Raw genomic sequence first — 13,898 nt, forward strand, 5'->3', positions numbered from 1 at the left:
GAGCGCCGCGTTCAACCACCGGCAAGCTACTTGTTTTCACCAACCTTCTGACCTTGCCGGTGTTGGACCTGACCATGCGGCAGGGCGGAAAACAATCGGTGGCGGGACCGCCCGTCTCTTTTGGCCTGATACAACGCAAGATCGGCGGCATGTAAAATGTCCGCCGCCTGAGGAGAGTCAAATTGAGTTGAAAGGGCCGTGCCAATGCTTGCTGAAATCCGGCAGGCCTGATGCTGGAACTCCATTGGCTCATTGAGCCGCCTGATCAGGCGGTCCGCAATTGAAGTCAGCCGGTCTTTTTGTGTTAATCCTTTGAAGATGATAACAAACTCATCTCCACCGACCCTGGCCACGGTGTCCTCGCTGCGCGTTTCCTCAATCATGATCATGGCAGCCTGCTGCAAAACATAGTCGCCAGCGGCATGACCAAATTGATCATTCACTGACTTGAAAAAGTCCAGATCCAGATGCATTAACGCAAAGGCACAACCCGTGGAAACCAACTGCCCGATTATGTGATCCATGGCACGGCGGTTCTTCAATCCGGTGAGCGTATCTGTATAGGCCTGCTCCTCGGCGGCAAGCATCGCCCCCTGCAGACGCAAGTTCAAAGATCGCGACGCCTGCATGGCTGCAGATTTTGCTTCCACAAGATAAAGCAACTCGATGGCAAGGTCGGTGCCGGAAAAATCGGCACTCGTCAGCGCATAGTCCCGAACCGCGTCCAGGATCGAGATACCAAAAGACAGATTGACAACAACACCACGCCCATCAGGCAGCGGCGCAACCAACCCTTTCAGCGCCGTACGCGGTTCATCGTGGAACCTGAGCCGCAACCTGGCGCCTGCCACTGACATAAGCGCCGGAATTGTCGTGACAGCGCGTGGCCGGATCAGCTCGAATACGTCCATGAAGCATTTTCCGGTCAACGGCATAGCCGGGCGCAGTTTCTGCAGGGTCGGTCCCGCCTTCTGAATCTGTCCGGTGTCATCCAGCAGCAGGTACATCGGACATAGCGTTTCCAGCAGATCCGCCAGTTCATGGGTGTCCATCATCCGTTTCGCGCCCCCAGATCAAAGTCCCGGCCTTCGGCGAAGGCGCTTTCCACAAGGGTCACGGATATGACTTCGGCTTCGCCCTGCTGTCCATCATGGGACAAGATCACCAGAGCACCGTAATCGTCGGCCATCGCCCGCAAGACACCGACCATGGTGCTGGAATAGCCCGGCATGCCCGGATAGCAGTACAGCTGATACTCGGCCGGCGAGACCTCTCGAAGTTCCAGCGCCGGCAGTTTGAGATCTGAAACAGCCAGTCTCACCCGATCTGCCAGATCGTCGAGGGAGTGCAGAAATTCGACATATGTCACGCCGCCAAATCTCAGCAATCGGCGCAAACCCTCCATATTCGGGTGTGACACGAGGTATGTTCCCAGGTCTTCAAGCAGTTCGGAGCGCGGGCGGTTCAGGTCAGCGCTCAGGGCATCCACAACCCGACCCGACATTCCGTCCTCGTACAGGAGCATGGCCTCGAACTCGACAAAATCCAGACCCGCGGCCTCAGTCACCCGCAGCCAGCATGACCGTCCGTACGTCGCACAGACAAAAGATTGTATCGCCCGGTTGGTCAGACCATGCATGGCGTGCCCCAGATTGGTTACGCCATCCATCTGGTCTGACAAAGCTTAACAAATAGCCAAAACAGGCCCTTGGATACCTCGAATGCAACGGAGTATCACTACGACACTATGTTGGTCAGAAATCCGTGGGCGCCCCACCCTCTGCCTTGCGGCGTGCAACGAATTCAGCCAGTTCCTCGCGGATGCCGTCATCCAGCGCGGGCGGTTCAAAGCTCGAGATGATCTCCTTGAACATGTGATGAGCGCGCTCTGCCGTCCAGATACCTCCGGCAATTTCCCATCCCTCGTAGTTTTTCCAGTCACTCAGGAAGGGTTGATAAAAGGCGGTGGTATAGCGGTCCTGCGTATGCTGGATTCCAAAGAAATGGCCGTCATTGCCAACCGCACGGATCGCGTCCAGCGCAATTTCATCCGGCCCCGTGGCTGTCAGTTCTGGGTTCATATAGCGTTGGATTTGCTGCAAAATCTCACAATCCATGACGAATTTCTCGGGGCTTGCGATAAGACCGCCCTCCAGCCAGCCCGCCGCATGATAGACCATGTTGGTGCCGGACTGCACGGCCGCCCAGAGCGAGTTCGACGTTTCCCAAATCGACTGGCCATCCGGCACATTGGCGGCGCAAACGCCAGAGGATCGCATTGGCAGGTTGTAAAACCGCGCCATCTGGCCAGTCATCTGTGTGGACCGCATGTATTCCGGAGTTCCAAACGCCGGTGCACCGGATTTCATATCGACATTCGAAGTGAACGTGCCGATCACACAAGGAATGCCCGGTCGCACGTATTGGAACAGGGCGATGGCACAGAGCGCCTCGGCCAGAGACTGAGCCACAGCGCCCGCCATGGTCACCGGCGCCATGGCACCCGCCAGCGTGAACGGGGTCACCACGATCGCCTGCCCGCGCCGAGCCAGGCGCAGGCAGCCGTCGATCATCGGATGGTCATGTTTCAGCGGCGACGTCGAATTGATGTTGGTGTACATCCGCGGTGTCGCTTCGAATTCCTCATGGCTGAGGCCGCCGGCAATCCGGACCATCTCCATCACATCTTCGACACGCTCTTTGCCCAGTGAATATGCGTGCATCGCCTTATCGGTCAGCGTCAGCTTGTCGTAGAGCACATCCAGATGGCGCACACTGGCATGGATATCGACCGGTTCGACCGGATAACCGCCCGCGAAATGGATACAGTTGAAGTACTGTGTCAGCTTCAGAAGGTTGCGGCACATTTCGCGATTGCCGGGAACCTTGGTTCCGATTTCCATGTCCCAGTAGTTGGGCGGCGACGAAACATTTCCGAACAGCAGGTTTTTGCCGCCAATTTCAATTGTCCGCTGAGCGTTTCGAGGCGTGATGGTGAAGCTTTTGGGTGCTTTGGCAACCATTTCCATGACAAAATCACGTCCCATGCGAACGTTGTCACCGTCAATTGAACAGCCCGCCTCACGCAGGATCCCGATGGCTTCCTCATTGTAGAACTCGACGCCGATCTCTTCGAGGATACGCATCGCACCTTCGTGGATCGCTTCGATTCCCGTCCGATCCAGCGGTTCAGTGGGTTGGTCAATGTTGACCGGCGGGTTCCACGGCATCTGGTCGATTGCTGCGGTACCGCGTCGGGCAGTTGCACCGGCGCGCCCACCACCGCGCCGTTTGCGTGTCGTGCTGTCGGCCATCGTTGTCTCCTGCTTGGCTGTCATCCAAGCAAGCCCCGAACGACGCAGACAGGCCGCTCTGTCTGCGACAGGTTGTGTCGGTTTTCTATTCCGAGTTGGCGAATTTCAGTCTGCGGCTCTCAGTTTTGGGAGAGCCAGTGTGGAATGTGGCCAATATCCGGCAACACAACATCCGCCATGGGTGCCAGATCTTCGGCCCCCGCCAGGCCCGTCAGGACACCGATTGTGATCATTCCAGCGGCCCGCCCGGCCTGAAGATCGTGAAGACTGTCGCCCACCATGGCAATACGGGCAGGATCGACGCCGACATGAGCCGCAAAAGCCAGCAACTGCCCCGGACCGGGTTTGAACCCATGGCCACTGTCATACCCGGCAATAAAGTCGAAATGGTCCTGAATGCCTGCTGATTCGAGGTGTTGGAGCGCTGGATGCTCACTGTCATTCGTTGCAACGCCCAGTTTGAGGCCAGATCTCCGGAGGCCTTTCAGAAAGGGCCGCAACGGGACAGCAGGAGATTGCGGCGCGATTGCAGCCTCGGAGTTCATCAGGTCAATCAACTGGTTTCTTGTGATGCCATCGACGTGTGGACCCAAGGCTTCGGCGATCTCCTCGACCGTTCCGGCGATTACGATGCTGTCTTCCGCATAGACCTGTTGCTCGAAATCGTAGCCTATTACTCGGCCCATTTCAGCCGCGCGTGTTTCGTCTCCATCTGTCAATCGCATCAACAACGAACGCCCGAACGCGCCCCATGTATTTGCAAAGTCAAACAGGGTGCCGTCCTTGTCGAAAACAATGGCATCTATTGGCATTCAAAGCTCCAAAAAATGAGACTTATGTCCAGTGAACGTCGGCGCCGCCCGATAACATCGCGCGCGCCTGGGCGGGACCGTCATAGGGAACTGAGTTTTGATCACAAAACGCCATCACCCACGAATCGTCTAACAGCAGAAAATCCAGAACCGACATAAGGAAATCCGGTTCGCTGGCCCTGTTGCGCAAATCATCGACCGCCGCCCCCGTCGATCCTAGAAAAACAGGCAATAGCTCGTCATTTCCAACCAGCCAGCCAAGGACAGTCAGGGCAAGCGATTCTGCGGATTCGGCTGAAATTGGCATAAACAAGCCTCTGAATGGGTCTTGGAAAGAGTTTGTTAACCAGACTCATAAAGAATTTGTTCACGCATGCAATCAACGGTGAAACGCTATGTCCGTGCAGGGAACCATCCTTGTCCTCGACGGGGTATCAACCAACCGCATAATGCTGAAGGTTCAGTTGACCGCGGCATGGTATCACGTTGTTCAGGGGCAGAAACTCGATGGATTGCCTGCCCTGTTGCGGCGCACCCGGCCTGATCTGGTTCTGACCGCACAAACACTGCCGGATGGAACGGCGGCAGACGTCAAGAAACTGATTCAGATGGAACCGGACCTTGTCGACGTTCCGGTGATCGCAATTGCCGACCAGAATGACAGGGGCGCAAGATTGCGCGCCCTGGCAGACGGGTTGGACGACGTTCTGACACATCCCTTCAAGGACACCCTGCTCCTGGCACGTATCCGCAGCCTGCTGCGCGCGCGTGCAGACACTCAGGATCTACAGGTCAGGGAAGGCCCGCAGTCGATTGGCTTTGGGGAATCAGCGTCGGCCTTCACGCCTCAAGCCAAAACCGCGCGTGTTGCCATACTTGCGCAAACGCCGCGAACCGGTGCGCTATGGCAAAAGTCACTGATTGGACAAACCCGTCACAAGCTGACCTGGCATACACAGTCCAACCTGCACAGCGTTCTTTCCGGATCAATCCCGGATGCGATCGTGGTCGAACTGGATGCCAACCCGGCCGGGCTGCACATATTGGCTGATCTAAGGTCCCGCAGCGCCACGCGGAACACGGTTCTGATTGGCGTTTTGGAGGATGACGACGCCGCCCGCGCGTCCGAGGCCCTTGATCGCGGGGCCGATGCGGTGTGTCTGGGGGGCTTTTATGCCAAAGAAATCCTGCTCCGGCTGGACAACCAGATCGCCCGGAAGGTGCGCTTGGATCAGATGCGTGCGTCTCTGAGAAAAGGCATTGCAGAATCCTGGGTCGACCCTCTGACCGGCCTGTACAACCGGCGCTACGCGTTGCGCGCAATGGACCAGATCGCGCAGCGATCTCTGCAAACCGGACGTGGATTTGCCGTAATGCTGGCCGATCTGGATCACTTCAAATCGATAAACGACAGTTTCGGTCACGCCAGCGGCGACCTTGTCCTGGCGCAGGCCGCAGAGCGAATGCAAAATGTCCTGGGATCGACCGGCTTTATTGCCCGCTTTGGCGGGGAAGAATTTGTGATCGGCGTTCCCAACATATCGCGCGCGCGCGCAGCCAAACTGGCCGAAGCCCTTTGTGACTGTATCTGCGACGAGCCGTTTTACCTACCTGATCAAAAGAAACAGGTGCCTGTCACAGTCAGCATTGGCCTGAAAATGTCGGCGCCGGCCTTTCTTGCGGAAACCACAAAACCGGAAACGGTGGAAAAGCTGATACGGTCGGCTGACAAGGCGCTCTATGCTGCCAAGAAGTCGGGACGAAACCAGGTTAGAATTCGACAAAGCGCCGCCTGAACCGTCAATCCCTTTTCTTGTGTCCGCGCGGGCCGCGCGCGACCACCTCCTCGAGGCGATCCGCGTAGGCCCGCCTTTCGCCATCGCTCATGTCGATGACACGCGTCAGCCATTGCGCCTGCAGAGCGGCCTGCAGTTGCGCCGTTGATTGCGCCTGCTGTTGCAACAACACCTCTAAAGTGGACTGATCAAATGGTACTTCCCGCAAGGCCAGGCTGATTGCCTCAAAATCCCGCGACCGATCTTTCGATCCATCTCTGTGCAGGTCCGACAATTCACCCCGTATGGTTTTGCGATCCTCTTTCGGCAAGGCACGGTACAGGGCTGGGCCAAAGCTTGGCGGCGCTTTGGCATGGTCGCTGCCTCTGAATCGCATCACGGTGCCCAGGGCAACACCCACGATCAGCAGGTTCAGCCCCAGCGATACGGCCAGAACGATGGGCATCCATCGCCGTTTGGGTTTGGCATCCGCGGTCATTCCGTGTCCTCCAGAAAAGTCGTGTCAAAGCCAAGGTCCGCCACCAGATATCCGACATCCTGCGACGCCAAAAGCAATGAAGGGTCAGGCAAAACCGCTGGCGCCGAAAACCCGATCCAAATACCCGCCGCACTGGCGGCGACCATGCCACCAAAACCCTGCCAGCCGCCAACGGCGCCAAGCACACGGGTCCAGATACCGGACTTTGGGGTCGCAGGTGGCTTGAGGCGGTCCAATCGAACGGCCTCTGCATCGGTCAGAATGCGAACAGCAAGGTCGTCAGACAACACAGGGCTGTCCTGCCGCGCTTCGGCAAACAGTTGATCCAGTTCCTGGTTTTCGTCAGCCATCGTCATACCCCAGTTCATTCCGTCGCCGCGCCAGTATTCCAGCGAGCGACCGCTTCCCACGCGCCGTCAGGCTTTCAACCGCTTCCACCGAAATGCCCATGATCCCGGCAATCTCGGGGTTGGGCAATTCTTCGATATGCCTCAACACCACAGCCTGTCTTTGCCGATCGGGCAGTTGTGTCAAAGCCATCTGCAACGCATCCCTGCGCGCCTCGTCCTGCAGGCGGTCCACCGCGCTGGCCTGCCCGTCTTCGGGTTCGGGCACATCGGCCAACCTGTGCGGCGTTTTCTTGCGCCTGATATCCACACACAAGTTCAGTGTGACACGGTAGAGCCACGTGGACACCTTGGCGTTTCCTGCCACCCAATCCGGTGCCATCTGCCACAAACGCATCATCGCGTCCTGAGTCACATCCTCGGCCTCTGTCCGGTTTCCCAGCAAGCGAAGGGCGACTGAAAAACTTCGAGGACCCAGCCGATCCGTCAGCAGGCGCGCAGCCTCGGCATCACCATCAGCAAAACGCCTCAGCAACGCATCGTCGCTGAGATCGTCCGCGACGCTGTGCGCGCCGCGAACCTGTTGCGCATGGGAGGTCAGATCCTCCATCCCGCATCAGTTGTTATCTGTGTTCGAGCCGTCGCGCTTCTTGAGTTTCCGGCCCATCTTGTCCTTGGCATCCGCAAATTCCTGTTCCGAAATCCCGCCGCTGTTATCTGCATCGATCCGGTCAAACATCTTGTCAGCCCGGCGCGGTTTCGGCAACTCATCGTCGCTCAAAAAACCGTCCTGATTGGCATCCTGCCGCTCGAACATCTTGGTGACCCGGTCATTTGCCTTTTGCCGTGCAGCGGCCTGCATTTCCTCAACACTCAACTGACCGTCCCCATTGGTATCCGCCTGGGTGAACCGTTGGTTGTGATGAGCCTGCATCTCTTCCTGCGTCACCTGACCGTCATTGTTGGCATCCAGTTCCTGGAATGAGACCGGTTGGCGGTCCTTTGGCCCTGCCGCCAAAGCGGATGTGCCTGTGATTGCGACCGCAGAAAGCACAATGGCCGAGATGAATTTCGAATTTTTCATTTCTGTCTTCCCTTGTTGACGCGGCCTCATTGCCGCTGCTCATACTCATTCAAACGGGACAGCACCCAGTTTCCGTCGCAAAAAAGTTATTCCCGTCTCACGGGATCGGAATCCAAACATCACAAAGGTTTTCATCGCCTGGGCGGTGCAAAGCGACGCACCCCCCTTTTCTAACCCCTCAAAGAGGCGCAATATCCCGCAAAGATGAACGCGCGAGTTACATTATGATTGATCAGACGATCGAAACCACGACCGAAGACGAACGCCCGACTTGGCCCGCGCTGGCCAAAGGGTTTCGCTGCAAATGCCCCAAATGCGGCGAGGGCAAGCTGTTGCACAGCTATCTCAAGGTCAATGACACCTGCTCTAACTGCGGAGAAGAACTTTTCCATCACCGTGCCGATGACGGGCCGGCCTATCTGACTATCCTGCTTGTGGGACACCTGCTGGCCCCCGTGCTTCATGTCTCGTACGTGCATCTGCGACCCGACCCATGGACCATGGCAATCAGCCTTTCGATCGGATGTGTTGCGCTGTCCCTGTATCTGCTCCCCAGATTGAAGGGCGCTGTTGTGGCCTATCAATGGGCCCGACGGATGCATGGGTTCGAAAGATCCTCGTGACTGTCACAACCAGATCAGGCAGGGCATGACTGCGGATAAAACTGCGATCCGAGACGCGGCAACCGTCATTGTGTTGCGCGACCGCCAGAGCGATCCGTCCATTCTGATGGGACAGCGGGGCGCCAACGCGGCCTTTATGCCAAGCAAGTTTGTGTTTCCGGGTGGTGCAGTCGACCCGGCCGACGCGCAGGTGCCGTTGGCCGCGGCACTGCCGGATGTGTGCCGCGAACGTTTGTCCGAGCAATCCACACCCGGCCTGCACCACGCGCTGGCCGCCGCTGCAATACGCGAGTTGTGGGAAGAGACCGGACTGATCCTGGGTCAGCCCGGACACTGGCAAGAGGATGCGCCCGCAGATTGGCAGAGCTTTGCAACCATGGGATTCACGCCCGCCGCAGGCGCGTTGCAGTTTGTATTTCGCGCCGTGACACCGCCGGGTCGTCCGCGCCGGTTTGATGCCCGGTTCTTTCTGGTCGATGCCGGTGCAATCCAGGGCGATCTGGATGATTTCAGCCATGCCTCGGACGAGCTGTCACACTTGCAATGGGTCCGGTTGGACCGGGCACGGGATCTGGATCTGCCCTTTATCACCGAGGTCGTGCTGGCCGAAATTGCCGGACGGGTCACCCAGTTGGACCCGCCCGAATCCGTTCCGTATTACCTCAATAATGACGAGCAGAGCCTGTTTTTGCGGCTCAAAGGCTATCCCATGCCGGAAACCGACTGAGGCGTCCGGATCACTTCAATCGGCTGATCACCACGGTAACCTCGGGCTTTTTGCCGATTTCGTCCTTCGCCGTTTGCCGCACGAGGCGGCGCATGTCCTCCTCCAGCTTGTCGTCATTGCGCAGGGTCCGGGTTTCAGCCCGCATCAGGAATTGGTTCAGGTCTTCCTCCAAAACCTCAACCAACGCTGTACGGGATGTTCCGGTCTCGGGCAGACCCATCGTGTCACACCACGGTTCGCCCAGCGGCTCGTCCTCTTCATCCAGAATGACGGTTACTGTGACATGACCGTTCAGCGCCATGCGAATCCGATCCCGCACGACACCGTCCAGCGCACCGATCTTCACTGACCCGTCCAGATAGGTGCGACCGGTTTCTATGTAGTCCACCACGGTCGGCGCATTTCCAGTGAGGTCCAGCATTGTCCCGTTCACCGCCAAAACCCCGGTGCGTCCACCCACCTCGGCAAGTCTGGCATGTTCGCGCAGATGGCGGTGTTCACCATGCATCGGAATCACCATCTGCGGATTGATCAGCGCGTGCACCTTTTCCAGATCCGGCCGGTTGGCGTGGCCCGACACGTGGTAAAGGCCCGAGCTGTCATCGACAACATCCACCCCCTTTTCACTGAGCTGGTTCATGATGAAGATCACGCCGCGCTCATTTCCGGGGATGGTTTTGGACGAAAAGAGGAACAGATCACCCTCTTTCAGTTCCAGCCCGCGGTACTTGCCCCGCGCCAGTTGCGCACTGGCCGCGCGACGTTCCCCCTGGCTGCCGGTGACGATCAGCATCAGGTTCTGCCGTGGCAGGTCGACCGCCTCTTCGGCACTGATGACACGTGGGAAATCCGACAGAATTCCGGTTTCGGTCGACGCCTCGATCATCCGGCGCATGGCGCGACCCAGCAGAACAACCGACCGCCCGGCCCGCTGCCCCGCCTCGGCCAGCGTCTTAACCCGCGCGACGTTCGAGGCAAAGGTCGTGGCCACCACCATACCCTGAGCGTCTTCAACCAGCTTGGTGATCTCTGGCCCGACTTCGGATTCCGACCGTCCGGGATGGGTGGAAAAGACATTGGTGCTGTCACAGACCAGCGCTTTCACCCCGGTTTTTGCCACCTCGGCCCATAGATCGGGGTCGAAAGGTTCTCCGACAACGGGATTTGCGTCCAGCTTGAAATCCCCGGAATGCAGAATCCGGCCCGCAGGGGTATCGATCACCAGCGCCGCGCTTTCCGGGATGGAGTGCGAAACGGGTAGAAATCCAACGGTAAACGGGCCGGCTGCAACCTGCTCGGGCCAGGCCGAAACAGTATGCACCGCGTCTTCGGGGTGGCCACGTTCTTCCATCTTTCGGCGGGCGATATTGGCCGTGAAGGCGCGGGCAAAAACCGGCACGTTCAGGGCGTCATAGCAATGCGCCACCGCGCCCACGTGATCCTCGTGCGCGTGGGTAACAAACACTGCTTCCAACCGGTCCACACGTTCCTTGAGCCACGAGATATCTGCGTGAATCAGGTCAACGCCGGGCGTTGTGTCCATATCGGGAAAGGTCACGCCCAGATCCACCAGGATCAACCGCTCCTGTCCCGGTTTTCCGTATCCGTAGACATAGGCATTCATGCCAATTTCACCTGCACCGCCCAGCGGCAGGTAGATCAGTCTTTCACTGCTCATGTGGAGCCATTTTCCTTGTTGTAGCGATGGATCACGGTCAGGCCGTGCATCGTCAGATCGTCTTCTATTGCGTCAAAGCCCACATCAGCCTGATCAAACAGCGGCGCAAGACCTCCGGTCGCGACGACCTTCATCGGCATGCCGTATTCCGCCCTGATACGCTCAATCAAGCCCTCGATCAGCCCTGAATAGCCCCAATACACGCCGGACTGGATGCAACTGACCGTATTGGTGCCGATGACCTTTTCCGGACGCGTGATGTCGATATGTGGTAGCGCCGCTGCCCCCTGATGCAGGGCTTCAAGGCTAAGGTTCACGCCGGGCGCGATGATACCGCCGACATAGGCGCCATCCGCGGCCACCACGTCGAAATTGGTGGCTGTTCCGAAATCAACCACGACCACATTTCCACCATGGCGATCAAAAGCGGCCGCAGCGTTTGCCAAACGGTCCGGTCCGGGGACGGTGCCCTCGTCCACGCGGGGGTTCATTGGCAAAAGGCACTCGGGCTTGCCCACGACCAACGGTCGGCACCCAAAGAAACGGTCCGCAAAGACGCGCAGGTTGAACACAACGCGCGGAACGGTAGACGCAATGATCACATCTGTGATGTCGGCGTCGATCCCATAGTGTTTCACCAGAGTCGAATACCACGTGAAATAGGCGTCCGCCGTCCGCGAATGATGGGTCGAGGTGCGCAGCGTGCACAGGAATTCTTCACCGTCCCAGATGGAGAAAACCGTATTCGTGTTGCCGCAATCGATGGCCAGAAGCATCTGCGCCCCCTTCAGAAAAACACATCTGCCGCGGGAATACTGACGCGGCCTTTCGCGGTGTTTAGGACAAGGTTGCCCCCCGCGTCCACCGTTTCAAACGTGCCAACCGTTTCCGAGGTTGTGGTTCGGGCGGTGATGACTTCGCCTAATCGGGCGGCACGCGACAGCCATGCGGCACGGATCGGCTCGAACCCATAGGTCCGAAATTGCGTCTCGTAGCGGGCGAAAGCCACCGCCAGTTCCGTCAGGAAATCATCGGGTGTAACGGCAGCCCCGGTTTCCGACAGCAGAGATACCGGCCGCACCGCGCCGGGCTCGACTTTATCGGCGCCAGGCGCTTCGGACAGGTTGACGCCGATGCCGATTGCCAAATGCGATACCCCACCCGCCTGACCGGTGCTTTCCAACAAAATCCCGGCCAGCTTGCCACCGTTTAGCAATACATCGTTTGGCCACTTCAGGGACAGGCCTGATGCCCGCCCTGTGACTGCAACACACGCGTCGAACAAAGCAAGCGCCGCGACGAAGCTGCGCAATGCGGCTTGCTCGGGGCTGCCTTCGGGGCGCATCAGCAAAGTTGCGGCAAGATTGTCTTTTGGGTGAGTCCACGCCCGCCCTCGTCGGCCCCGGGCTTCGGTCTGACGATGTGCCATGATCCAGACCGGCCCCTGCGCGACGGGCGCGATCCGCGCGGCCTCGTTCAAGGTGCTGTCGACCTCCTGCAACACATGCAGGCCATATCCCTGCGGCCAATCGCTCATGTCACAAGGCCCGGTGCAGCGCCCGAGCCCCGTGTCTCAGGTGAAGGTAAAGGTCAGTTGACAAGCGTTGCCGCCGCCGCCGCCGCGGCACTTTCAACACCGAACTGATAAAACACGCCAATCAGCATCAGAGCAGCCGACCCCATCAGGGCCGTCCACAAAACAGGGGACGAGCGGGTTTCAATCGGCTCTTCGTTCTCTTCCCCGAAATACATGTAGAACACGATCCGAAGATAGTAGAACGCCCCGATGACCGACGCGATGGCCGACACGATGACCAACCCGGTCAGACCGGCGCTGACACCGGCTTGCCAGACACCGAACTTGGCGAAAAACCCAAGCATCGGCGGGACCCCTGCGAGGCTGAACATCAGGATCAAAACAGCCAAAGCCTTGCCCGGATCACGCTTGGAATACTGGCGCAGCGCATCGATATCCGTCACCGGCTTGCCGTCGCGTTCCATCATCAGGATAAAAGCGAAGGTGCCGATATTCATCGTCACGTAGATCGCCAGATACATCAGCATCGCCTTGATGCCCAGTTCTGTCCCTGCTGCAAGGCCGATCAGCGCATAGCCCATATGAGCAATAGACGAAAAGGCCATCAGGCGCTTGATATTGCGCTGGCCGATGGCGGCGACGGCACCCAGCAACATCGACAGAACCGACAGCAATACGATCACCTGCTGCCAGTCTTTGACGACACCGCCAAAGGCATCATGCAGCAGACGCGCGAACAGAGCCATCGCAGCCACCTTGGGCGCAGTCGCAAAGAAGGCGGTGATCGGCGTGGGCGAACCTTCGTAGACGTCCGGGGTCCACATATGGAATGGAACGGCTGAAACCTTGAACGCCAGACCCGAGATCAGGAAGATCAGGCCAAACAGCAGCCCGACGGAAATCTCACCTGCCTGCACCGTTGCGATGATGCCGGAGAACAGCGTGGTCCCGGAAAAGCCGTAGACCAGCGACGCACCGTAGAGCAGCAGGCCCGAACTGAGCGCACCCAGTACGAAGTATTTCAGACCGGCTTCGGTCGATTTCGCGCTGTCCCGGCGCAGCGCGGCCACGACATAGAGAGACAGCGACTGCAGTTCCAGCCCCATGTAGAGTGACATCAGATCGCCGGCGCTGACCATCATCATCATGCCGACAGCCGCGAGCGCAACCAACAGCGGGTATTCGAACCGCAGCAGGTCGCGACGCGCCATGTAATCCTGGCTCATCAACAACACGGCGGCCGCAGATAGCAGGATCGCAACCTTTGCAAATCTGGAGAACCCGTCGTCGATGAACATGCCGTTAAAGGCGACATTCGTGCCTTCGCCGTTTGTGGCAATCCAGAAAGCCAGCAGGGCCATGACCCCGGCGGTCGTCCAGACCAGCACCGGCGCCAGTGCATCCTTGGTGGTGTAGACAGCCCCGATCAGCGCCGCCATCGCATACACGGCCAGAGCAATCTCTGGCAGGATTATCGTCAGATCAGCCTGGATCATGTCTCC

At 58.5% G+C, this 13,898-nt stretch carries 16 protein-coding genes; 3 read left to right on the forward strand and 13 right to left on the reverse strand.

Annotated elements, in window-relative coordinates; translation table 11 throughout:
- Positions 1–26 precede the first annotated feature (26 nt).
- The 5 genes from ACR3E0_RS13990 to ACR3E0_RS14010 form a co-directional block, all read right to left on the reverse strand.
- On the reverse strand, positions 27–1,055 hold the full coding sequence (locus tag ACR3E0_RS13990; RefSeq protein ID WP_480479423.1) for a diguanylate cyclase domain-containing protein: 1,029 nt from the start codon (positions 1,053–1,055) through the stop codon (positions 27–29).
- On the reverse strand, positions 1,052–1,639 hold the full coding sequence (locus tag ACR3E0_RS13995) for a heme NO-binding domain-containing protein (RefSeq protein ID WP_480481047.1): 588 nt from the start codon (positions 1,637–1,639) through the stop codon (positions 1,052–1,054). Before ACR3E0_RS13995 ends, ACR3E0_RS13990 begins: the two co-directional genes overlap by 4 nt.
- Before the next feature lie 115 nt (positions 1,640–1,754).
- Complete coding sequence (locus tag ACR3E0_RS14000; RefSeq protein WP_480479424.1) at positions 1,755–3,314, reverse strand: trimethylamine methyltransferase family protein; 1,560 nt, start codon at positions 3,312–3,314, stop codon at positions 1,755–1,757.
- Positions 3,315–3,433: 119 nt separating this feature from the next.
- Positions 3,434–4,126 (reverse strand): HAD family hydrolase, encoded by a 693-nt coding sequence (locus tag ACR3E0_RS14005; protein WP_480479425.1) that lies wholly within the window; start codon positions 4,124–4,126, stop codon positions 3,434–3,436.
- A 22-nt stretch (positions 4,127–4,148) separates the two neighbouring features.
- Positions 4,149–4,433, reverse strand: a complete 285-nt coding sequence (locus ACR3E0_RS14010; RefSeq protein WP_480481049.1) for a DUF3572 domain-containing protein — start codon at positions 4,431–4,433, stop codon at positions 4,149–4,151.
- An 88-nt stretch (positions 4,434–4,521) separates the two neighbouring features.
- Between ACR3E0_RS14010 and ACR3E0_RS14015 the strand changes: the two genes are divergently transcribed.
- Entirely contained in the window at positions 4,522–5,922 is a 1,401-nt protein-coding gene (locus ACR3E0_RS14015; RefSeq protein ID WP_480479426.1) for a diguanylate cyclase, read from the forward strand.
- Positions 5,923–5,926: 4 nt separating this feature from the next.
- Here ACR3E0_RS14015 and ACR3E0_RS14020 read toward each other — a convergent pair whose 3' ends face one another.
- Genes ACR3E0_RS14020 through ACR3E0_RS14035 form a run of 4 tightly spaced genes read right to left on the reverse strand, consistent with a single transcriptional unit; the run spans position 5,927 to position 7,831 of the window.
- Positions 5,927–6,400, reverse strand: a complete 474-nt coding sequence (locus tag ACR3E0_RS14020) for a periplasmic heavy metal sensor (protein ID WP_480479427.1) — start codon at positions 6,398–6,400, stop codon at positions 5,927–5,929.
- Entirely contained in the window at positions 6,397–6,750 is a 354-nt protein-coding gene (locus tag ACR3E0_RS14025) for a hypothetical protein (protein WP_480479428.1), read from the reverse strand. The genes ACR3E0_RS14020 and ACR3E0_RS14025 overlap by 4 nt, the downstream gene beginning before the upstream one ends.
- Positions 6,743–7,357, reverse strand: coding sequence for an RNA polymerase sigma factor (locus ACR3E0_RS14030; protein ID WP_480479429.1), 615 nt, complete (start codon positions 7,355–7,357; stop codon positions 6,743–6,745). Before ACR3E0_RS14030 ends, ACR3E0_RS14025 begins: the two co-directional genes overlap by 8 nt.
- A 6-nt stretch (positions 7,358–7,363) precedes the next feature.
- Positions 7,364–7,831 (reverse strand): EF-hand domain-containing protein, encoded by a 468-nt coding sequence (locus tag ACR3E0_RS14035; protein WP_480479430.1) that lies wholly within the window; start codon positions 7,829–7,831, stop codon positions 7,364–7,366.
- A 224-nt stretch (positions 7,832–8,055) separates the two neighbouring features.
- Here ACR3E0_RS14035 and ACR3E0_RS14040 point away from each other — a divergent pair, with 224 nt between their 5' ends.
- Both ACR3E0_RS14040 and ACR3E0_RS14045 read left to right on the forward strand, forming a co-directional pair.
- Positions 8,056–8,454 (forward strand): DUF983 domain-containing protein, encoded by a 399-nt coding sequence (locus tag ACR3E0_RS14040; RefSeq protein ID WP_480479431.1) that lies wholly within the window; start codon positions 8,056–8,058, stop codon positions 8,452–8,454.
- Between the two features lie 25 nt (positions 8,455–8,479).
- Positions 8,480–9,181 (forward strand): NUDIX hydrolase, encoded by a 702-nt coding sequence (locus ACR3E0_RS14045; protein WP_480479432.1) that lies wholly within the window; start codon positions 8,480–8,482, stop codon positions 9,179–9,181.
- Positions 9,182–9,191: 10 nt separating this feature from the next.
- On the opposite strand, the gene ACR3E0_RS14050 is transcribed toward ACR3E0_RS14045, so the two are convergent.
- Genes ACR3E0_RS14050 through nuoN form a run of 4 tightly spaced genes read right to left on the reverse strand, consistent with a single transcriptional unit; the run spans position 9,192 to position 13,892 of the window.
- Positions 9,192–10,859, reverse strand: a complete 1,668-nt coding sequence (locus tag ACR3E0_RS14050; RefSeq protein ID WP_480479433.1) for a ribonuclease J — start codon at positions 10,857–10,859, stop codon at positions 9,192–9,194.
- Positions 10,856–11,635, reverse strand: a complete 780-nt coding sequence (locus ACR3E0_RS14055) for a type III pantothenate kinase (protein WP_480479434.1) — start codon at positions 11,633–11,635, stop codon at positions 10,856–10,858. The genes ACR3E0_RS14050 and ACR3E0_RS14055 overlap by 4 nt, the downstream gene beginning before the upstream one ends.
- An 11-nt stretch (positions 11,636–11,646) precedes the next feature.
- On the reverse strand, positions 11,647–12,396 hold the full coding sequence (locus ACR3E0_RS14060) for a biotin--[acetyl-CoA-carboxylase] ligase (RefSeq protein WP_480479435.1): 750 nt from the start codon (positions 12,394–12,396) through the stop codon (positions 11,647–11,649).
- 53 nt (positions 12,397–12,449) lie between these two features.
- Positions 12,450–13,892 carry an NADH-quinone oxidoreductase subunit NuoN gene (nuoN, locus tag ACR3E0_RS14065; protein WP_480479436.1) on the reverse strand — a complete coding sequence of 481 codons (1,443 nt, stop codon included), beginning with the start codon at positions 13,890–13,892 and terminating at the stop codon, positions 12,450–12,452.
- Positions 13,893–13,898 lie beyond the last annotated feature (6 nt).

The sequence above is a fragment of the Ruegeria sp. AJ12 genome, from assembly GCF_056536245.1.